16 protein-coding genes and 4 tRNA genes are annotated in these 19127 nt (G+C 16.2%); 16 read left to right on the plus strand and 4 right to left on the minus strand.

Annotation, left to right across the window (positions count from 1 at the left end; all coding sequences use genetic code 11):
* Window positions 1–4 precede the first annotated feature (4 nt).
* Complete coding sequence (locus N2590_RS00535) at window positions 5–481, minus strand: hypothetical protein (RefSeq protein WP_318165721.1); 477 nt, start codon at window positions 479–481, stop codon at window positions 5–7.
* Between N2590_RS00535 and argS the strand changes: the two genes are divergently transcribed.
* From argS to N2590_RS00590, 11 genes are all read left to right on the plus strand, one after another.
* On the plus strand, window positions 482–2227 hold the full coding sequence (gene argS, locus N2590_RS00540) for an arginine--tRNA ligase (RefSeq protein ID WP_318165722.1): 1746 nt from the start codon (window positions 482–484) through the stop codon (window positions 2225–2227).
* Between the two features lie 2 nt (window positions 2228–2229).
* Entirely contained in the window at window positions 2230–2781 is a 552-nt protein-coding gene (locus tag N2590_RS00545; RefSeq protein WP_318165723.1) for a ribosome recycling factor, read from the plus strand.
* Complete coding sequence (gene asnS / locus N2590_RS00550; protein ID WP_318165724.1) at window positions 2778–4124, plus strand: asparagine--tRNA ligase; 1347 nt, start codon at window positions 2778–2780, stop codon at window positions 4122–4124. The genes N2590_RS00545 and asnS overlap by 4 nt, the downstream gene beginning before the upstream one ends.
* Window positions 4114–5274: a cysteine desulfurase family protein gene (locus N2590_RS00555; protein ID WP_318165725.1), complete on the plus strand. Its 1161-nt coding sequence runs from the start codon at window positions 4114–4116 to the stop codon at window positions 5272–5274. Before asnS ends, N2590_RS00555 begins: the two co-directional genes overlap by 11 nt.
* The gene (gene miaB, locus N2590_RS00560) at window positions 5271–6626 is read left to right on the plus strand and encodes a tRNA (N6-isopentenyl adenosine(37)-C2)-methylthiotransferase MiaB (protein ID WP_318165726.1); all 1356 of its coding nucleotides are present in this window, start codon (window positions 5271–5273) and stop codon (window positions 6624–6626) included. Before N2590_RS00555 ends, miaB begins: the two co-directional genes overlap by 4 nt.
* 55 nt (window positions 6627–6681) lie before the next feature.
* Window positions 6682–8295: a chaperonin GroEL gene (groL, locus tag N2590_RS00565; protein WP_318165727.1), complete on the plus strand. Its 1614-nt coding sequence runs from the start codon at window positions 6682–6684 to the stop codon at window positions 8293–8295.
* A 95-nt stretch (window positions 8296–8390) separates the two neighbouring features.
* Complete coding sequence (gene lepA, locus N2590_RS00570) at window positions 8391–10166, plus strand: translation elongation factor 4 (RefSeq protein ID WP_318165728.1); 1776 nt, start codon at window positions 8391–8393, stop codon at window positions 10164–10166.
* A gap of 25 nt (window positions 10167–10191) precedes the next feature.
* Window positions 10192–10275, plus strand: a tRNA-Ser gene (locus N2590_RS00575).
* 2 nt (window positions 10276–10277) lie between these two features.
* Window positions 10278–10353 (plus strand) — tRNA-Pro (locus N2590_RS00580).
* Window positions 10354–10368: 15 nt separating this feature from the next.
* Window positions 10369–10442, plus strand: a tRNA-Arg gene (locus tag N2590_RS00585).
* Window positions 10443–10451: 9 nt separating this feature from the next.
* The gene (locus tag N2590_RS00590; RefSeq protein WP_318165729.1) at window positions 10452–10880 is read left to right on the plus strand and encodes an SsrA-binding protein; all 429 of its coding nucleotides are present in this window, start codon (window positions 10452–10454) and stop codon (window positions 10878–10880) included.
* Window positions 10881–10901: 21 nt separating this feature from the next.
* Here the strand turns inward: N2590_RS00590 and N2590_RS00595 are convergent, their stop codons facing one another.
* Both N2590_RS00595 and def read right to left on the minus strand, forming a co-directional pair.
* A complete protein-coding gene (locus tag N2590_RS00595) occupies window positions 10902–11966 on the minus strand; it encodes a chorismate mutase (RefSeq protein WP_318165730.1) in 1065 nt (354 codons plus the stop codon).
* Window positions 11967–11998: 32 nt separating this feature from the next.
* Complete coding sequence (def, locus tag N2590_RS00600) at window positions 11999–12439, minus strand: peptide deformylase (protein WP_318165731.1); 441 nt, start codon at window positions 12437–12439, stop codon at window positions 11999–12001.
* Window positions 12440–12487: 48 nt separating this feature from the next.
* Here def and mutL point away from each other — a divergent pair, with 48 nt between their 5' ends.
* A complete protein-coding gene (gene mutL, locus N2590_RS00605; RefSeq protein ID WP_318165732.1) occupies window positions 12488–14074 on the plus strand; it encodes a DNA mismatch repair endonuclease MutL in 1587 nt (528 codons plus the stop codon).
* 6 nt (window positions 14075–14080) lie between these two features.
* Here the strand turns inward: mutL and N2590_RS00610 are convergent.
* A tRNA-His gene (locus tag N2590_RS00610) sits at window positions 14081–14154 on the minus strand.
* A 54-nt stretch (window positions 14155–14208) separates the two neighbouring features.
* On the opposite strand from N2590_RS00610, the gene aspS reads away from it, so the two are divergent.
* From aspS to N2590_RS00630, 4 genes are read left to right on the plus strand one after another with little or no spacing between them, the layout of a single operon-like run.
* Window positions 14209–15888, plus strand: coding sequence for an aspartate--tRNA ligase (gene aspS, locus N2590_RS00615; RefSeq protein WP_318165733.1), 1680 nt, complete (start codon window positions 14209–14211; stop codon window positions 15886–15888).
* A 16-nt stretch (window positions 15889–15904) separates the two neighbouring features.
* Window positions 15905–16129, plus strand: a complete 225-nt coding sequence (locus N2590_RS00620) for a 30S ribosomal protein S15 (protein ID WP_318165734.1) — start codon at window positions 15905–15907, stop codon at window positions 16127–16129.
* Entirely contained in the window at window positions 16130–18223 is a 2094-nt protein-coding gene (locus tag N2590_RS00625; RefSeq protein WP_318165735.1) for a polyribonucleotide nucleotidyltransferase, read from the plus strand. It begins immediately after the preceding gene.
* Window positions 18204–19082 (plus strand): sigma-70 family RNA polymerase sigma factor, encoded by an 879-nt coding sequence (locus N2590_RS00630; RefSeq protein WP_318165736.1) that lies wholly within the window; start codon window positions 18204–18206, stop codon window positions 19080–19082. The genes N2590_RS00625 and N2590_RS00630 overlap by 20 nt, the downstream gene beginning before the upstream one ends.
* The last annotated feature ends 45 nt before the right edge of the window (window positions 19083–19127 follow it).

Raw genomic sequence — 19127 nt, forward strand, 5'->3', positions numbered from 1 at the left:
TTTTTTATTTATAAAAAAAAAAAAATTTTTTATTTTTATTTATGAATTTATATAGATTATTAATTATTTTTAATATTTTAAAATATTTAAAATCATAAATTTTTATATATATTATTTGTTTATTATTATATGAAAAAAATATAAAAAATATTTTATTTTTATTATAATTTTTAATAAAATACTTTTTATTATTAATTAATAAAAATTCGTTTACAATTATTAATGGTATATTTAAAGATAAACATATCCCTTTGGCAGTAGATAATAAACTTCTTATTTTAAAATAATATATTGATGGTCCTAAATTAACACATACTGCATTTAATTTATTTAAATTAAAATTATAATTTAATAAACAATTATTTATATTTTTATGAATTGAATTATAAGTTTTTTTTATTAAATATAACAATTTTCCGTTATATGAAATATTAGAAAATATATAATTATTATTTTCATTAATATTTAAAATATAAGTCATATGTTAAATTTAATATATAAAATAAAAAAAATATATAATAAATATAAAATTAAAAATAATATAAAAGATAAAATTAAAATTTTATATAATAAAAATAATAAATATGGAGATATAACTATTATATTATCAAATAATATTTACAATTATGATATTATTGATAATTTATTAAGTAAAATAAATAAATATATTTTAAATTATGAAATAAAAAAAAATTATTTAAATATTTATTTAAACAATTATTATTATATAAAAATAATTAATAAATTTTTAATATATAAATATAATATATATAAAATATATAATATTAAAAAAAATAATAAAATTATTATAATAGATTATTCCTCTCCTAATTCAAATAAACCTTTACATATAGGCCATTTAAGAAATATTTTAATTGGTAATACTTTATCAAATATATTTAAATATCTAGGATTTAAAGTAATTAAAAGTCAAATTATTAATGATAGAGGAATTCATATTTGTAAATCAATAATATCATGGAAATTATATTATAATTGCTTAAAACCAAATTTAAATAAAATAAAAGGGGATCATTTTGTAGGTAAATTATATTTTAAATTTGAAAAAGAATTAAAAAAAGAAATAAATATAATATCAAAAAAATATAAAATAGATAAAATAAGAGCAAAAAAAAAATCTAAGTTATTAAAAAAAGTAAAAAATGAATTAATAAAATGGGAAAATAATAATAAAAAAAGTATTTTATTATGGAAAAAAATAAATTCATGGGTTTATAAAGGTTTTAAAAAAACTTATAAAAAATTAAATATTAAATTTAATGAAACACTTTATGAAAGTAAAACATATATTTTAGGTAAAAATAAAATTAAAGAAGGAATAAAAAATAAAATATTTTTAATAGATAAAAATAAATATATATATTATTTATTAAATAAAAAATATAAAATAATATTATTAAGAAGTGATGGAACCTCTTTATATATAACTCAAGAAATAGGGACTTTATTATACAGATTAAAAAAATATAAAAAAATATATTTATTAATATATGTTGTAGGAAATGAACAAAGTTTTCATTTTAAAGTATTATTTAATATAATAAAAATATTAAAATTACCAATTAAAAATAAAAATATCCATCATTTATCATATAATACTGTAAATATATTAGGAAAAAAAATAAAATCTAGGGAGGGAAAGAATATAATATTTATAGATAATTTAATAACAATAATGTATAAATATGTAAAAAATAAATTTAGTAATATAAAAAATAAAAAAATATTAAAAAATATATCAATATCTACTATAAAATATCAATTTTTAAAAATTAAATATAATAAAATTATTAATTTTAATTTTAAAAATATTTTAAATTTAACAGGTAATACATCATTATATATACATTATACATATGTAAGAATATATTCAATATTTAAAAAAAATAAAAATAATAAAATATTTTTAATAAAAAAAAAATATATATATAAATATTTAATTAAAAGAAATGAAAAAGATATAATAATAGATATAATTAAATATCATGAAATATTAAAAAAATCAGCTAAAGATTTTGATACATCAATTTTAATTAATTATATATTTTTATTATCAAAAAAAATTAATAATTTTTATAATAAAAATAAAGTTTTATCAAATAATAAATATAAAAAAAATATAAGATTAAATATATGTAAAATAATATTAAATATATTATATAATACAATGAAAATATTAAATATACCAATAATAAATAAAATATAATTATGGAAAAGGAAAAAATAATAAAAACTATAAATAATGAATTTAATAAAAGTATAAAATATTTTGTTAAATATTTGTCTAATATCCATTATGGAAAAATTAATACTAATATTATAAAAAATATAAATATTAATATTAATAATAAAATGTACAATATTTATGAATTATCTAATATTAATGTAATTAATAAAATAACATTGAAAATTACTCCATATGATAAAAAAAATATAAAAATAATAAAAAAACAATTATTATATAGTGATTTAGGAGGATCAATATTTAATAAAAATAATGATATAATAATTAGAATATCCTCTTTTACACAAGAAAAAAGATTAGAATTAATAAAAAAAATTAAATTAGAATTAGAAAAAATAAAAATTAATTTAAGAAAAATAAGAAATAAATATAATAATTATTTAAAAAAAAATTTAAAATTTTCAAATGATGAAAAAAATAATATAAAATTATTAATACAAAAAATTTTAAATAACAATATAAGAAAAATAAATGATTATTATAATATAAAAAAAAAAAATATATTAGAAATTTGACTATAAAATATATTATAAATAATAAAAAAAAATTAATTAATAAAAAATTTTGGATTAAAGGTTGGGTTAAATATTTAAGAAATAATTTATTTTTAGATATTAATGATGGCTCAACTATTAATAATATACAAATAGTCTTTAAAAAAAAAATAAAAAATATAAATATTGGAATTACATTAAAAGTATTTGGAAAATTAATATTATTAAATAATAAAGTTGAAATTATACCATTATATATAAAAAAATATGGTAATATAAATAAAAACTATTTTAATAATAGTATTTTACAAAATAAATTTCATAATTTACATACATTAAGAAAACAAAAATATTTAAGATTTAGAACTAAAATATTTTCAACAATTATGAGAATTAGACATAATTTATCTATATTTACACATAATTATTTTCATAAAAAAAATTTTTATTACATTCATACTCCTATTATTACTTATAATGATACTGAAGGAGTAGGAAATATGTTTAAAGTAACTACTTTAGATATACATAATAAATATTATAATTATAAAAAAGATTTTTTTGGTGATAAAGCTAATTTAACAGTATCTGGTCAATTAGAAGCTGAAAGTGCTATGATAGGTTTATGTAAAGTATATACCTTTGGACCAGTATTTAGAGCAGAAAATTCTAATACTAATAAACATTTATCTGAATTTTGGATGATAGAACCAGAAATAATGTTTTATAATTTAAAAAAGATAATTAAATTATCAGAGAATTTTATTAAATATTTAATTAAAAAAATATTAAAAAATTGTAAAGATGAATTATTATTTTTAGAAAATTATAATAATAAAAAAATAATAAAAAATTTATATAATATTTATAAAAATAAATTTATAATAATAAGTTATAATAAAATAATTAAAATATTAAATAAAATAAATAAAAAAAATAAAATTTCATGGGGAGAGGATATTAATTCAAAAAATGAAAAAATTTTATTCAAAAAAAAATTTAAAAAAAAAATACCATTAATAATATATAATTGGCCAAAAACAATAAAACCTTTTTATATGAAAATTAACAAAGATAATATAACAACAAAATCGTTTGATATATTATTTCCTTATATAGGGGAAATAATAGGTGGTTCAGAAAGAGAAGATTCATATAAAAAATTATTAAAAAGTATAAAAGAAAAAAAAATAAAAAGAAATAAAATTAATTGGTATTTAAATTTAAGAAAATTAGGAAATATACTACATAGTGGATTTGGAGTAGGATTTGATAGATTAGTACAATTAATAACTGGAATGAAAAATATAAGAGATGTAATACCTTATCCAAGATATCCAGGAAATAATAAAAATGATAAATAAATTAATTTATTTAGATAGTGCCTCTAATTGTAGAATGAGAAATGAAGTAATAAATATTTATAAAAAATATTTAGATTATAAATATTTTTCTAATCCTTCTTCATTTCATTATTATGGAAGAAAATCAAAATCATATATAGAAATATCAAGAGAAAAAATATCAAAAATAATAAATTGTAATCCATCAGAAATATATTTTACTTCTGGTGGAACTGAAGGAAATAATTTAATTATTAAATCAGTAATAGAAACATTTAAAATAAAAAATATAATATCATCAAAATTAGAACATTTATCAGTATTAAATACAATATTAGATATTAAAAAAAAAATAAAAAAATTTTATTTAAAGAATGATAATAAAGGAAATTTAGATTTAAAACAATTAAAAAAAATATTAAAAAAAAATAATAATACTTTAGTAAGTATAATGTATGTTAATAATGAGATAGGAAATATAAATAATATAAAAAAAATAGGAGAAATTTGTAAAAGATATAATGCTTATTTTCATTCTGATTGTGTACAATATATAGGTCATTTTAAAATAAATTTAAAAAAAATATTATGTGATTTTTTAACTGCAAGTTCACATAAATGTTATGGGCCTTTTGGAATAGGATTTATTTATATAAAAAAAGAAATAAAGTTAAAAAAATTTATTATTGGTGGATTACAAGAAAAAGGAATAAGAGCAGGAACAGAAAATATATATAGTATTTTATCATTATATAAAACATTAGAAATAAATAATAAAAATTATAATAAAGAAAAAAAAAAGATAAAAAAATTAAAAATAAAATGTATAAAATTATTAAAAAAAAATATTTATAATATAAAATTCAATGGATTATCAAATAATTTAAAAAAAAGTTCTATTTATATTTTAAATATAAGATTACCAATTAAAGATGATTTATTACATATTAAGTTAGATTTAAAAGGAATAATGATTTCTAAAGGAAGTTCATGTAATATAAAAAATAAATCACATGTATTAAAAAATATATTAAATAAAAAAGAATTAAACACTACTACTTCTATAAGAATTTCATATAGTATTTATAATAGTATATTAGATATAAAATTATTTGTATATGAATTAAGAAAAATAGTAGATAATTATTATAATTATTTAATAATAATATGATAAAATATTTCTATATAGAAAGTTATGGATGTCAAATGAATATATATGATAATGAATTGATAATTACTATATTAACTAATAATAATTTTATATATGTAGATAATATATATAAAGCAGATTTAATATTAATTAATACATGTGCAATAAGAGAAAAAGCAGAAACTAAAATATATAATAGATTATTATTTTTTAATTCTATTAAAAAAAAAAAAGTATTAGGATTAATTGGTTGTATGGCTAATAGGATTGATTATAAATATTATTTTAAAAAAAATATGTTAAATTTTATTATTGGTCCTGATCAATATAGACAATTACCTAATATAATAAAATCATTAAATGATAATAGATATTCTTATAATGTAATTTTATCTAATGATGAAAATTATAATGATATAATACCTAATAAATTATATAGTAATAACAAAGTATCATCATTTGTAACTATTTCAAGAGGATGTGATAATATGTGTACATTTTGTGTAGTACCATTTACAAGAGGAAGAGAAAAAAACAAAAGTCCTATTAGAATATTAAATGAATGTAAAAGATTATATGATTTAGGTTATAAAGAAGTAATACTATTAGGTCAAAATGTAAATTCATATTTATGGAATAAAAAATCATTTATAAAAAAAAATATTATAAATAAAAAAAAATCAATTAATTTTACAAATTTATTAGAAATGATTGCTAAATCATTACCTAATATAAGAATAAGATTTTCTACATCTAATCCTCAGGATATGTCAATAGAGGTTATAAAAATAATAAAAAAATATAATAATATATGTAAAAGTATACATTTACCTTTTCAATCAGGTAGTAATAGAATTTTAAAATTAATGAAAAGAAAATATACTAGATTAGAATATATAAATTTAGTGGAAAAAATAAAAAATATTATTCCTGATTGTTCATTATCATATGATATAATTACTGGATTTTGTAGTGAAACTAATAAGGATCATAAAGATACATTAAATTTAATGAAATATATAAAATTTGATTTTGGATATATGTTTTGTTATTCACATAGAAAAGGAACTTACGCATATAAAATATTAAAAGATAATGTACCTATAAAAATTAAAAAATATAGATTAAAAGAAATAATAAGATTACAAAGAAAACATTCATATTATAGATTAAAAAAAAATATTAATTCTATACAAGAAGTATTAATTGAAGGAATATCAAAAAAAAATAAAAATTATTGGTATGGAAGAAATTCACAAAATTCAATTATAGTATTTCCTAAAACAAACGAAAATATAGGAGAGTTAGTAAATGTAAAAATAATTAATAATACTTCTGCAACATTAATCGGTGATAACGTAGAAAATAAATAATACAAAATCAAATAATATATTAATTAATGAATAAAATTATATATTATATAATAATATGTCAAAAAATATAAAATTTGAGGCTAGATATAAATTAATAAAAGGTGTAGATATATTAGCTAATGCAGTAAAAATCACTTTAGGTCCAAAGGGTAGAAATGTAATTTTACAAAAATCTTTTGGAGGACCACAAGTAACTAAGGATGGAGTTACAGTAGCAAAAGAAATAGAATTAGAAGATCCAATAGAAAATTTAGGAGCTCAAATGGTAAAAGAAGTAGCATCTAAAACTAATGAGGTAGCAGGAGATGGTACAACAACAGCAACTTTATTAGCTCAATCAATAATTAGAGAAGGCTTAAAAAATGTAGCAGCTGGTGCTAATCCTATAGATTTAAAAAGAGGTATAGATAAAGCAGTAAAAGAAGTAATAAAATATTTAAAAAAAATATCTAAAAAAGTAGGTAATGAAAAAATAAAACAAGTAGCTTCAATATCCGCTAATAATGATAAAGAAATAGGAGAATTAATTGCTAAATCATTTGAAAGAGTAGGAAAAAATGGAGTAATTACAGTAGAAGAAGCTAAAGGAATAGAAACAACAGTAGAAGTAGTAGAAGGAATGCAAATTGATAGAGGTTATCAATCACCTTATTTTGTAACTAATACTGAAAAAATGATTTCTGAATTAGAAAATCCATACATTTTATTATGTGATAAAAAAATTAACTCTATGAAAGAGATAATGCCAATTTTAGAATATATAGCTCAATCAACTAAACCATTATTAATAATATCAGAAGAAGTAGAAGGGGAAGCGTTAGCAACTCTTGTAGTAAATAAAATATCATTAAAAGTAGTAGCCGTAAAAGCACCAGGTTTTGGAGATAGAAGAAAAGAAATGTTAGAAGATATAGCAATATTAACAGGAGGAACAGTAATATCAGAAGAAAAGGGAAATAAAATAGAGAATTTTAAAAAAGAATATTTAGGAAAATGCGAAAAAGCCACTATAGAAAAAGAAAATACTATTATAGTAAATGGTTTAGGAAATAAAATAAAAATAGAAGAGAGAATAAAACAAATAAATTCACAAATAATAACAAGTACATCGGAATATGATAAAGAAAAATTAAAAGAACGTTTAGCAAAACTTTCAGGTGGAGTAGCAGTATTATATGTAGGAGCCGCTTCAGAAGTAGAAATGAAAGAAAAAAAAGATAGAGTAGAAGATGCTTTAAATGCTACAAGAGCTGCAGTAGAAGAAGGAATAGTAGTAGGAGGTGGAGTAGCATTATTACGTTCTATAAAAGTATTAGAAAAATTAAAAGTAGATAATAATGAAGAAAAAACTAGTATTAAAATAATAAAAAGAGCATTACAAGAACCGTTAAGACAAATAGTAGCTAATTCAGGGGCCGAAGGTTCAGTAGTAGTAGCAAAAGTATTAGAAGGAAAAGAAGATTATGGATATGATGCTAAAATAGGAAAATATAAAAATCTTTTATCTTCAGGAATTATTGATCCTACTAAAGTTACAAGAGTAGCATTAGAAAATGCTTCTTCTGTAGCAGGTATGTTTTTAACAACTGAATGTGTAATAACAGAAATAAAAAAAGATAAAGAAGATTACGATTACCCTCAAATGCCTAATACAGGAGGAATGATGTAAAATTATATAAAATTATATAAAATTAAAATATTTTATAAATTAAATATTTAATTTTATATAATTTTAAAACATATAAAACTATAGGAAATAAAATAATGAAAAATATAAGAAATTTTTGTATAATAGCCCATATAGATCATGGGAAAAGTACTTTAGCTTATAGATTATTAAAATTTACCAAAACAATTAAAAATGATAAAAAAAAATTATTAGATAACATGGAGTTAGAAATAGAAAAAGGTATTACAATAAAAAATCATATAGTACAAATAAAATATAAATATAAAAATAATAAATATATTTTAAATTTAATAGATACTCCAGGACATGTAGATTTTTCATATGAAGTATATAAATCAATTTTAGCATGTGAAGGAGCTTTATTATTAATAGATATATCAAAAAATATTCAAGCGCAAACTATATCTAATTTTAATTTTGCTATAAAAAATAAAAAATGTATTATTCCAGTATTAAATAAAATTGATTTAAATATAAATTATGATAATGTAATAAAAGATGTAAAAAAATTATTAAAATGTTCAGAAAAAGATATAGTACATATAAGTGCTAAAAAAGGAATAGGAATAGAAAAATTAATAAAATTAATAATAGAAAAAATCCCTTCACCTAATGGAAATATTAAATTACCATTAAAAGCTTTTATTATTGATTCATATTATGATAATTATAAAGGTATAAAAGTATATATAAGAATATTTAACGGAATATTAAAAAAAAATGATGAAATAAAATTGTTATATAATAAAAAAATAATAAAAATAGATAATTTAGGATTATTACAAAATAAAAAAAATAATAATAAAATATATGCCGGAAATGTAGGATATTTTATATATAAAACTAAAAATTTAGAAGATATCAATATTGGAGATACTATAGTATCTAGTCATGATATAAAAACTAAATCAATAATAAAAATAAATAACTTTAAACCAATGGTATTTCTTAGTGTTTTCCCTATAGAGAACAAAGATTACAACAATTTAGAAAATGCAATTAAAAAATTAAAATTAAATGATTATTCATTTTCTTATTCTAAAGAGTTTTCAAATTCTTTTGGTTTTGGTTTTAGATGTGGTTTTTTAGGAATTTTACATTTTGAAATAATTAAAGAAAGAATATTAAGAGAATATAATATAAAAATTATTACTACAATTCCTAATGTTAAATATAAAATTATATTAAAAAATAAAAAAAAAAAAATTATTAATAATCCATTAGATTATCCTAATAAAAATGATATTAATTATATTGAAGAACCATATATAAAAATTACCATATTAACATATACTAAATATATAGGAGATATATTATCTTATTGTATAAATAAAAGAGGAATATTAATTAATCAAATATATAAATCTTTTAAAAGAATTAAATTAAAATTTTATATTCCATACTCAGAGATAATATATGATTTTTATAATAAATTAAAATCTATTACTAAAGGATTTTCTTCAATTAATTATAAATTTATTGGATATAAAAAATCTAATATTGTTAAAGTAGATATATATATTAATAATATTATAATTGATGGTTTTTCATTTTTTGATCATATTGATAAAGCTTTTATAAAAGCTAAAAAATTATGTAAAAAATTAAAAGAATTAATCCCTAAAAAACAATTTAAAATACCTATACAAGCTTATATATATAATAAAATTATTGTAAGAGAAGATATATCCCCTTTTAGAAAAGATGTTACTTCAAAATGTTATGGAGGCGATATATCAAGAAAAATTAAATTATTAAATAAACAAAAAATTGGTAAACAAAAAATGCGTAAAATAGGTAAAATTGACTTACCTCAAAATATTTTCTTTTCTCTTATTAATATTAAATAATATATTTATTTATATTATTATAAAGGGAGAGTTGCCGGAGTGGTTAAACGGAACAGTTTGCTAAACTGTCAGTATTTTTGCTACATGGGTTCAAATCCCATACTCTCCGTACGGGGTGTAGCGTAGTCTGGATTATCGCGCCTGGTTTGGGACCAGGAGATCACAAGTTCAAATCTTGTCACTCCGATATCATCAGTATTATGGTCACGTAGCTCAGATGGATAGAGCAACTGCCTTCTAAGCAGTCGGTCACAGGTTCAAATCCTGTCGTGATCATTCATTAAAATGAATATAATTAATAAAAAAGCTTATTATGAATATTATTTAATAGAAAAATATAATGCTGGAATGGTATTAACCGGAAAACAAATTAAATTAATTAGAAATAATAATTTTGAATTATATAAATCTTATTGTAAAATTTATAATAATGAAATATATATAATTAATTTTAAACAAAAATTAAATAATAAAAATAAAAAAATTAAATTATTATTAACTAAAAGAGAAATAAATAGAATTAAACAAAAATTAAAAAATAATAATTTTACTATTATACCAACTAAAATATTTTTTTCTAATAATGGTTATGCTAAATTAGAAATTTATTTATCAAAAAAGAAAAAAATATACGATAAAAGATTAATAATAAAAAAAAGGGAAAAATTAGAAAAAGATAATATAAATAAATATTATAATAATAATTTTAATTAATTAAAAAGTTAACTGTTTAAGTTAACTTTTTAATTGCATTTTAATAGATTCTTTTTGTATTTTATCAAATATTTTTTGTATTAATCTTTCATTTAAATTTAATTTTTTACTTATATTTTTATAATTTTCTTTTTGTTTTAACATTATATTTTTTTGTAAAATATCAATTTTATATTTATTTTTTATTTTTCCTATTTCATAAGATGATAAAAATCTATTTTTTAATAAATGTAAAATATTTTCATCTATTTCATTAATATTAGTTCTATATATATCTAAATAATTTAAATATTTTTTAATTATAGGTTTATTTAATAATATTTTACTTAATATTTCAGTTAATTTTTTAGGTGTAATTTGTTGTTGTGCATCACTTAAAGCTTCTTTAGGATTATCATGAATTTCAATCATTAAACCATCATAACCATAATTAATAGCTTTTTTAGATATTTCATATATATATTTTGAATTACCTGATATATGTGAAGGATCACATATAATAGGAATATTAGGATATTTTTCTTTTAATTTTAATACCTCTAACCAACATGGTTGATTTCTGTATTTATAATTTTTATATATTGTAAATCCTCTATGAATAATTCCTATATTTTTTATATTATTTCTTATTAATCTTTCTATTGCTCCTTTCCATAAATCAATATCTAAATTAAGAGGATTTTTAATTAAAATAATTTTATTACTATTTTTTAAACTATCTGAAATTTCTTGAATTGTAAAAGGATTACAAGTACTTCTTGCTCCTATCCATAAAATATCTATATTATATTTTAATGCTAATTTTATATGTTCTTTGTTAGCTACTTCAGTGGCTAATAATATATTATATAATTTTTTAGCTTTTACCAACCATTTTAAACCTTCTTCACCATTACCTTCAAACATACCTGGTTTAGTTCTAGGTTTCCAAATACCTGCTCTTAACACTTCTACATATGATTTATTTAATTTTTTAGTAATATTAATTATTTGTTTTTCATTTTCTGCACTACATGGCCCAGCAATTATAAAAGGATAAGAAAATTTTTTTATCCAATTATTTTTAATTTTTTTAAGTAAATCCATTTAATTAATTTTATTTATTAATAATAAAATAATTAATTTTTTTTTAAATAATCTATAATTAATTTTCCTCTTATATGATCATATTCATGTTGAAAAATAATAGATAGATAATTATTAAATATTTTTTTATGTTTTTTCCATTTATTATCATAATATTCTACATTAATTAATTTTTTTCTTTTTATATTTACATAAATATTAGGTATACTTAAACATCCTTCATTACTGATAATTTTTTTTTTACTATAACTTTTAATTTTAGAATTAATAAATATCAGTTTTTTATTATTAATACTAATAATAAATAAATTAATATTTTTTCCTATTTGAGGAGCTGATAATCCTATACCTTTATAATAATACATAGTATCAAACATATTATTTATAATATTATTTAAATTGCTTTTAATTTTAATATTTTTATTTTTATTTCTTAATATTTTATTTTTATATAATAAAATAGGTAGTATCATAATATAATTTTATATGACAATAATATGTAATTAATATTAATATATTAAATGAAAATTAATATTTTACCTGAAAAAATAATAAAACTAATATTATCTGATGAAGTAATAAAAAGTTATTCATCAATAATAAAAGAATTAATAGAAAATTCAATAGATGCAAAAGCTAAAAATATATCTATATATATAGATAATTATGTAAATAATATTACAGTTAAAGATGATGGTTGTGGTATGAATTATAAAGATGCTATTATAAGTTATTTAAAAGGAACTACTTCAAAAATAAAAAATGAAAAAGATTTATTAAATATTAATAGTATAGGATTTAGAGGCATTGCATTATATTGTATATCTAATATATCTAGAATGGAGATAATTACTAAATCAAAAAAGAACAAAATTGGATTAAAACTTATAATAGAATATGGAAAACTTATAAAAAAAATTCCTTATTATTGTAACACTGGGTGTAGTATTTCAATAAAAAATATATTTTTTAATTATCATAATAAAATTAAATTTTTATTATCTAATAAAGAAGAATATAAAAAAATTAAATATGAAATAAAAAAACTAATAATAGGAAATAATAAAATAAATTTTAAATTATATCATAATAATAAATTAATTTTTATTTTTAAAAGTTCTTCTAAATTAGAAAGAATATATAATATTTATTATAAAAATAATAATAATAATATTTTAACTTATAAAAAAAAATATAAATATTTAAAATTAAAATTATTTTTATTATTTTCTAAAAATAATAAATATATTTATGTAAATAATAAATTTATTAATAATAATGAATATTATAAAATTATAAATAATTATTTATTAAAATATTATAATAAAAAAACAATTAATTTTTTATTATTTATATCAATTAATAATAAATATGTTAATTTTAATATTAATTCAGAAAAAAATAAAGTTCTATTTAATTATAATATTAAAATTAATAAAATTATTAAATTATTTTTAAAATTTTTTATTAATAAAAATTATTTTTATAATAAAAAAATAATAAATTATTTTAATTTAAAACAAAAAAAAAAAAAATTATATATATATAATAATAAAGAAATTAATTATATTAATAATTTTTTTTTTAATTTTAATAAAAAAAATATTAAAACATTAAAAATAAATAATAATTATGTTTTTTTAATTATAAAGAATAAATTATTAATTTTTAATATTAAAAAAGCTAAAGAAAAAATATTTTATAATTATTATTTAAAATCAAAAATTAAAATTAATTATAAACAATTATTATTATTTCCTATTAAATTTAAAATTCCTTTTAATATTAAAAAATTTAATATATTAAATAATAAAATTAGTAAATTTTTTAATATTAAATTTAAAAAAAAATATTTATTTATTTATTCAATTCCATATTTTTTAAATTACAATAATCTATTTAATTATTTTAATATTATTTTTTTATTATTAAAAAATAATAAAATTATAAATTTATATAAATTAAATTTATTATTTTTATGTAAAAATAAAAAATTTTTTTTTAAAAATAAAAATATTAAATATTTATTATTTAAACTATTTAGATGTAAAAATTATTTTATTTCTATAAATAATAAAAAACTTTTTTATATTTTTAATAAAAATTAATAAATGGGTAGACGACTGGAATTGAACCAGCAACCTTCAGAACCACAATCTGATGCTCTAACCAATTGAGCTACGTCTACCATTAACATATAATAATTATATTTTATATATAAATATAATATAAATTTAATAAAATGTATAGAACCCATAATTGTGGAGAATTAAATATAAAAGATGTTAATAAAAAAGTAATATTATCCGGATGGGTACAAAATATTAGAAAATTTAGTAAATATTATTTTATTGATTTAAGAGATTTTTATGGCATTACTCAATTATTTATAAATATTAAATATATTTTATTTAAAATAAATAATGAATTTATAATAAAAGTAAAAGGTATTGTAAATGAAAGAATAAAAAAAAATTTATTATTATCTACTGGGGAAATAGAAGTAAAAGTAAATTATGTTACTTTAATTAATAAATCTAATATATTACCTTTTAATATTGAAAATAATCCTAAAGTAAGTAAAAAAATAAGATTAAAATATAGATATTTAGATATTCGTAGAGAAGAAATAAAAAATAATTTAATTTTTAAATCTACTATTCTTAATAAGATTAGATTATTTTTTTTTAAAAAAAAATTTATTGAATTAGAAACACCTTTTTTAGTAAAAAGTACTCCAGAAGGAGCTAGAGAATTTATTATTCCTTCTAGAAATTATAAAGGATTATTTTATTCTTTACCTCAATCACCACAGATATTTAAACAATTATTAATGATTGGTGGGATAGATAAATATTTTCAAATTGTAAAATGTTTTAGAGATGAGGATTTAAGAAAAGATAGACAACCTGAATTTTTACAATTAGATATAGAAATGTCTTTTATTAATAAAAGTAAATATATAATTAATATAATAGAAAAATTAATTAAATATTTAGTAAATAAATATTTTAATCAAAAAATAATAAATTTCAAAATTATTAAGTATAATAAATCTATTAAATATTATAAAACCGATAAACCAGATTTAACAAATAAAATATATAAAATAAAAATAAAAAAAAATATAATTAATAAATTATATAATAATTATAATATATTGAGTTTTATATTACCTAATTTTTTAAATATAAAAAATGTAAATTTTAAAGATATAATAAATATAATATTAATATATATTAAAATTAATAAAATATTTATTATTGATAATAATAATAAAATTAATAATTTTTTTAAAAATAATAAAATTATTGAATATATTATTAAAAAAAAATTTTTTTCTGAATACGATATATTAATAATATTATTACATAATAATTCTAATATAAATTGTAATAAAATATTTAATAAAATTAATAAATTACTATTTAATGCAATATATAAAAAAAATATATTAATTCCAATATGGCTAATTGATTATCCTTTATTTAAATATGATATTAATAATAAAAAATATTATTCTTTTCACCATCCATTCACATCACCAAAAAAAAATAATAAATTGTCTTATAAATCATTATCAAAAGCTTATGATTTAATTATAAATGGTATAGAAATAGGAAGTGGATCAATAAGAATAAATAATAAAAAATTACAAGAAAAAATTTTTTATTTATTAAAATTTAATAAAAAAGATATAAATAATAATTTTGATTTTTTTTTAAATGCTTTAGATTATGGTACTCCTCCTCATGGAGGTATAGGAATAGGAATAGATAGATTAATATTATTATTATTAAATAAACAAGATATTAAAGATATTATACCATTTCCTAAAAATTATTATAATAAAGATATAATGTTAAATTGTCCATCAATAATTAATGATAAAATATTATTTCAACTAGGAATTAATATATAATTAATATATATATAATATGAAAAAAAAATATTTATATAATTATTATTTAAATCAAATTAATTTAATAACTAATAAAATTTTAAATATTAATAAACATTTAAATAATAATAATAAAGATTATAATTCTGAAAGAATTTTAATTAAAAAAGTTTATAAAAGAAAAAAAATTTTTACTTATATAAAAAAAAAATATTATAAAATTTATTTAACAATTAAAAATAAACTTAAAATAAAAGAATAAATGTTTATACAAGAAAAAATTTTATTAGGTAAAGGAAAACCAATTATAATTGAAACTGGTTTAATTGCTACTCAATCAGATGGTTCTGTTTTATTAAGAATAGGAAATACTATTTTATTATCTACAGTAGTATTAGGTAAAAGAATAAAAAAAAATAGTGATTTTATTCCTTTAACAATTGATTATAGAGAGAAATATTTTGCTATAGGAAAAATACCAGGTGGTTTTATTAAAAGAGAAGGAAAACCATCAGATCAAGAAATATTAACTATGAGAATAGTAGATAGATTAATAAGACCTTTTTTATCTAAAAAAATAATTAACGAAATACAAATAATAATAACATTATTATCATATGACTATAAAGTATTACCAGATGGATTAGCTGGTTTAGCATCATCTGCCGCATTATTAATTTCAGGAATTCCTTTTAAAGGACCAGTATCTCAAATTAGATTAGCCAGAATTAACAATAAATTTATAATTAATCCTAATATAAATCAAATTAAAGAATCAGATATAAATTTAATTATTGGTGGAACTTTAAAATCAATAATAATGATAGATGGGGAAATGAAAGAAATTACTAATAAGGAATTAATAAAAATTATTGAATTTGCTCATAAAGTAATAATTAAACTAATTAATTTACAAATAAAATTTTTAAAAAAAGTAAAAAAATATATAACAATTAAAAAAATAAAATTATTTAATTTTAAACAAAATAAGTTAAATAAATATAAAAAATCAATATTTAAAAAAAAAATTAAATATTTAATATATTACAAAATTTATAAAATTATTAAAAAATATAAAAAGAAAAAAGATAGAAATAAAAAATTAAAAATTTTATTAAAGTATATAATATATTTATTTAATAACTACAATGAGTATTATATAAAAAAATATTTTTATTATTTTAAAAAAAAAATAATTATAAAATTAATAATTAATGAAAATCTTAGATTAGATGGAAGACACCCAAAAGATATAAGAAATATATGGGGAATAATAAATTATTTACCAGGAGTACATGGTTCAGCAATTTTTACAAGAGGTGAAACTCAATCATTAACTACTGTTACTTTAGGTTCTTCATTAGATGTAAATAAAATTGATAATGTAGTAATAGAATCTAATGAAAAATTTTATTTACATTATAATTTTCATCCTTTTTCAACTGGAGAAGTAAAATTAATAACAGGTATATCTAGAAGAGAAATAGGACATGGAACATTAGCTAAAAAAGCATTTAAAAATATTATTCCACTTAATAATCCATATACAATAAGAATAGTATCAGATATATTAGAATCTAATGGATCATCCTCTATGGCAACTGTATGTGCAGCATCTTTAGCATTAATGGATGCTGGTATAAAAATAAAAAATCCAGTGGCAGGTATATCTATGGGATTAATAAAAAATAAAAAAAAAAATATTATATTATATGATATATTAGGGGAAGAGGATCATTATGGAAATATGGATTTTAAAATAACTAGAACTATAAAAGGAATAACTGCTTGTCAAATGGATATAAAAAATATAAATATTGTGAATATAAATATATTAAAAAAAATTTTAAAAAAATCTAAAAAAGGAATATTAAAAATTTTAAATATAATGAATAATATTTTATCTAAACCTAGAAATAACATTAAATCTACATCACCTATATTAACTTTAATTAAAATTCCTAAACAATATATAGGAATTATAATAGGAGGAGGAGGTAAAACAATACAAGATATACAATCAAGAACAGATACTAATATAATTATTACAGAAAAAAATAATCAAGGAATAATAGAAATATTTGGTAAAAAAAAAAATATTGATAAAGCTATTAAAATTATTAAAAATATAATTTTTATTCCTAAAATAGGAAATATATATAAAGGAAAAGTAATAAGTATAAAAAATTTTGGAGTATTTATAGAATTATCAAAAGGAGTAGAAGGATTATTACATTATTCAGAAATTAATTTTAATATTTATATAGGTGATATAATAAAAGTAAAATATTTAGGAATAGATAAAAATACTGGAAAAATAAAATTATCATTAAATTATGAAAAAAATAAAAATTAATAATGACGAATCTGAAACTTTAAATAAATATTTAAAAGAAATTAGTAAAATTCCTTTATTAAATTATAAAAAAGAAATAAAATTAACTAATATAATAAAAAATTGTAATAATATAAAAAATAAAAATTATAAAAATGCATTAAAAATATTAATTAAATCTAATTTAAGATTTGTAGTTTCTGTTGCTAAAAAATATCAAAATCAAGGATTAAGTTTATTAGATTTAATTAATGAAGGTAATTTAGGATTAATTAAAGCAGCAATAAGATTTGATGTTAATAGAGGATATAAATTTATATCTTATGCAGTATGGTGGATTAAACAAAGTATTTTACAAGCTATAGCGGATTATTCAAAATGTGTAAGATCCCCTACAAATAAAATAGCTTTTTTAAATAAAATCAATAAAGCATTTCTTATTTTAGAACAAAAATTACATAAAACTCCAACAACAAAAGAAATAGCTAATTATTTATCAGTTAAAGAAAAAGATGTTGAAAATGTATTAAAATATTCTAGTAAACCTATTTCATTAGATGCACCTTTAATTGAAGGTGAAGGAATTAATTTATATGATGTTATTATATCAAAAGATTTTCCTAATCCTGACAATAAAATTAAAAAAGAATCATTTAATAATGATATTAAGAAATGTTTTAAGATTTTATCTAAAAGAGAAAAAAATATAATAATATTTTATTGTGGATTATTTGGTAATAAAAAAATGACTTTTGAAGAAATCTCTAAATTATTAAAATTAACTAGAGAAAGAGTAAGACAAATTCAAATTAATTCTTTAAAAAAATTAAGAAAATATAATATGTGTAATATTTTAAAATCATATTTAGGAGGTGATTAAATAATTTACAGGGGAATTTTTTTTACCTTCCCCTGATTTAATTTA

It is taken from the genome of Candidatus Shikimatogenerans bostrichidophilus (assembly GCF_033372575.1).
Lineage (GTDB): Bacteria > Bacteroidota > Bacteroidia > Flavobacteriales > Blattabacteriaceae > Shikimatogenerans > Shikimatogenerans bostrichidophilus_L.

Bases quoted from the DNA above. Each gene is read 5' to 3' on its own strand.
- argS (WP_318165722.1), top strand. From the start codon at position 482: ATGTTAAATTTAATATATAAAATAAAAAAAATATATAATAAATATAAA.
- lepA (WP_318165728.1), top strand. From the start codon at position 8,391: ATGAAAAATATAAGAAATTTTTGTATAATAGCCCATATAGATCATGGG.
- N2590_RS00625 (WP_318165735.1), top strand. From the start codon at position 16,130: ATGTTTATACAAGAAAAAATTTTATTAGGTAAAGGAAAACCAATTATA.
- N2590_RS00545 (WP_318165723.1), top strand. From the start codon at position 2,230: ATGGAAAAGGAAAAAATAATAAAAACTATAAATAATGAATTTAATAAA.
- def (WP_318165731.1), bottom strand. From the start codon at position 12,439: ATGATACTACCTATTTTATTATATAAAAATAAAATATTAAGAAATAAA.
- N2590_RS00630 (WP_318165736.1), top strand. From the start codon at position 18,204: ATGAAAAAAATAAAAATTAATAATGACGAATCTGAAACTTTAAATAAA.
- miaB (WP_318165726.1), top strand. From the start codon at position 5,271: ATGATAAAATATTTCTATATAGAAAGTTATGGATGTCAAATGAATATA.
- aspS (WP_318165733.1), top strand. From the start codon at position 14,209: ATGTATAGAACCCATAATTGTGGAGAATTAAATATAAAAGATGTTAAT.
- N2590_RS00535 (WP_318165721.1), bottom strand. From the start codon at position 481: ATGACTTATATTTTAAATATTAATGAAAATAATAATTATATATTTTCT.
- groL (WP_318165727.1), top strand. From the start codon at position 6,682: ATGTCAAAAAATATAAAATTTGAGGCTAGATATAAATTAATAAAAGGT.
- N2590_RS00590 (WP_318165729.1), top strand. From the start codon at position 10,452: ATGAATATAATTAATAAAAAAGCTTATTATGAATATTATTTAATAGAA.
- N2590_RS00620 (WP_318165734.1), top strand. From the start codon at position 15,905: ATGAAAAAAAAATATTTATATAATTATTATTTAAATCAAATTAATTTA.
- N2590_RS00595 (WP_318165730.1), bottom strand. From the start codon at position 11,966: ATGGATTTACTTAAAAAAATTAAAAATAATTGGATAAAAAAATTTTCT.
- mutL (WP_318165732.1), top strand. From the start codon at position 12,488: ATGAAAATTAATATTTTACCTGAAAAAATAATAAAACTAATATTATCT.
- N2590_RS00555 (WP_318165725.1), top strand. From the start codon at position 4,114: ATGATAAATAAATTAATTTATTTAGATAGTGCCTCTAATTGTAGAATG.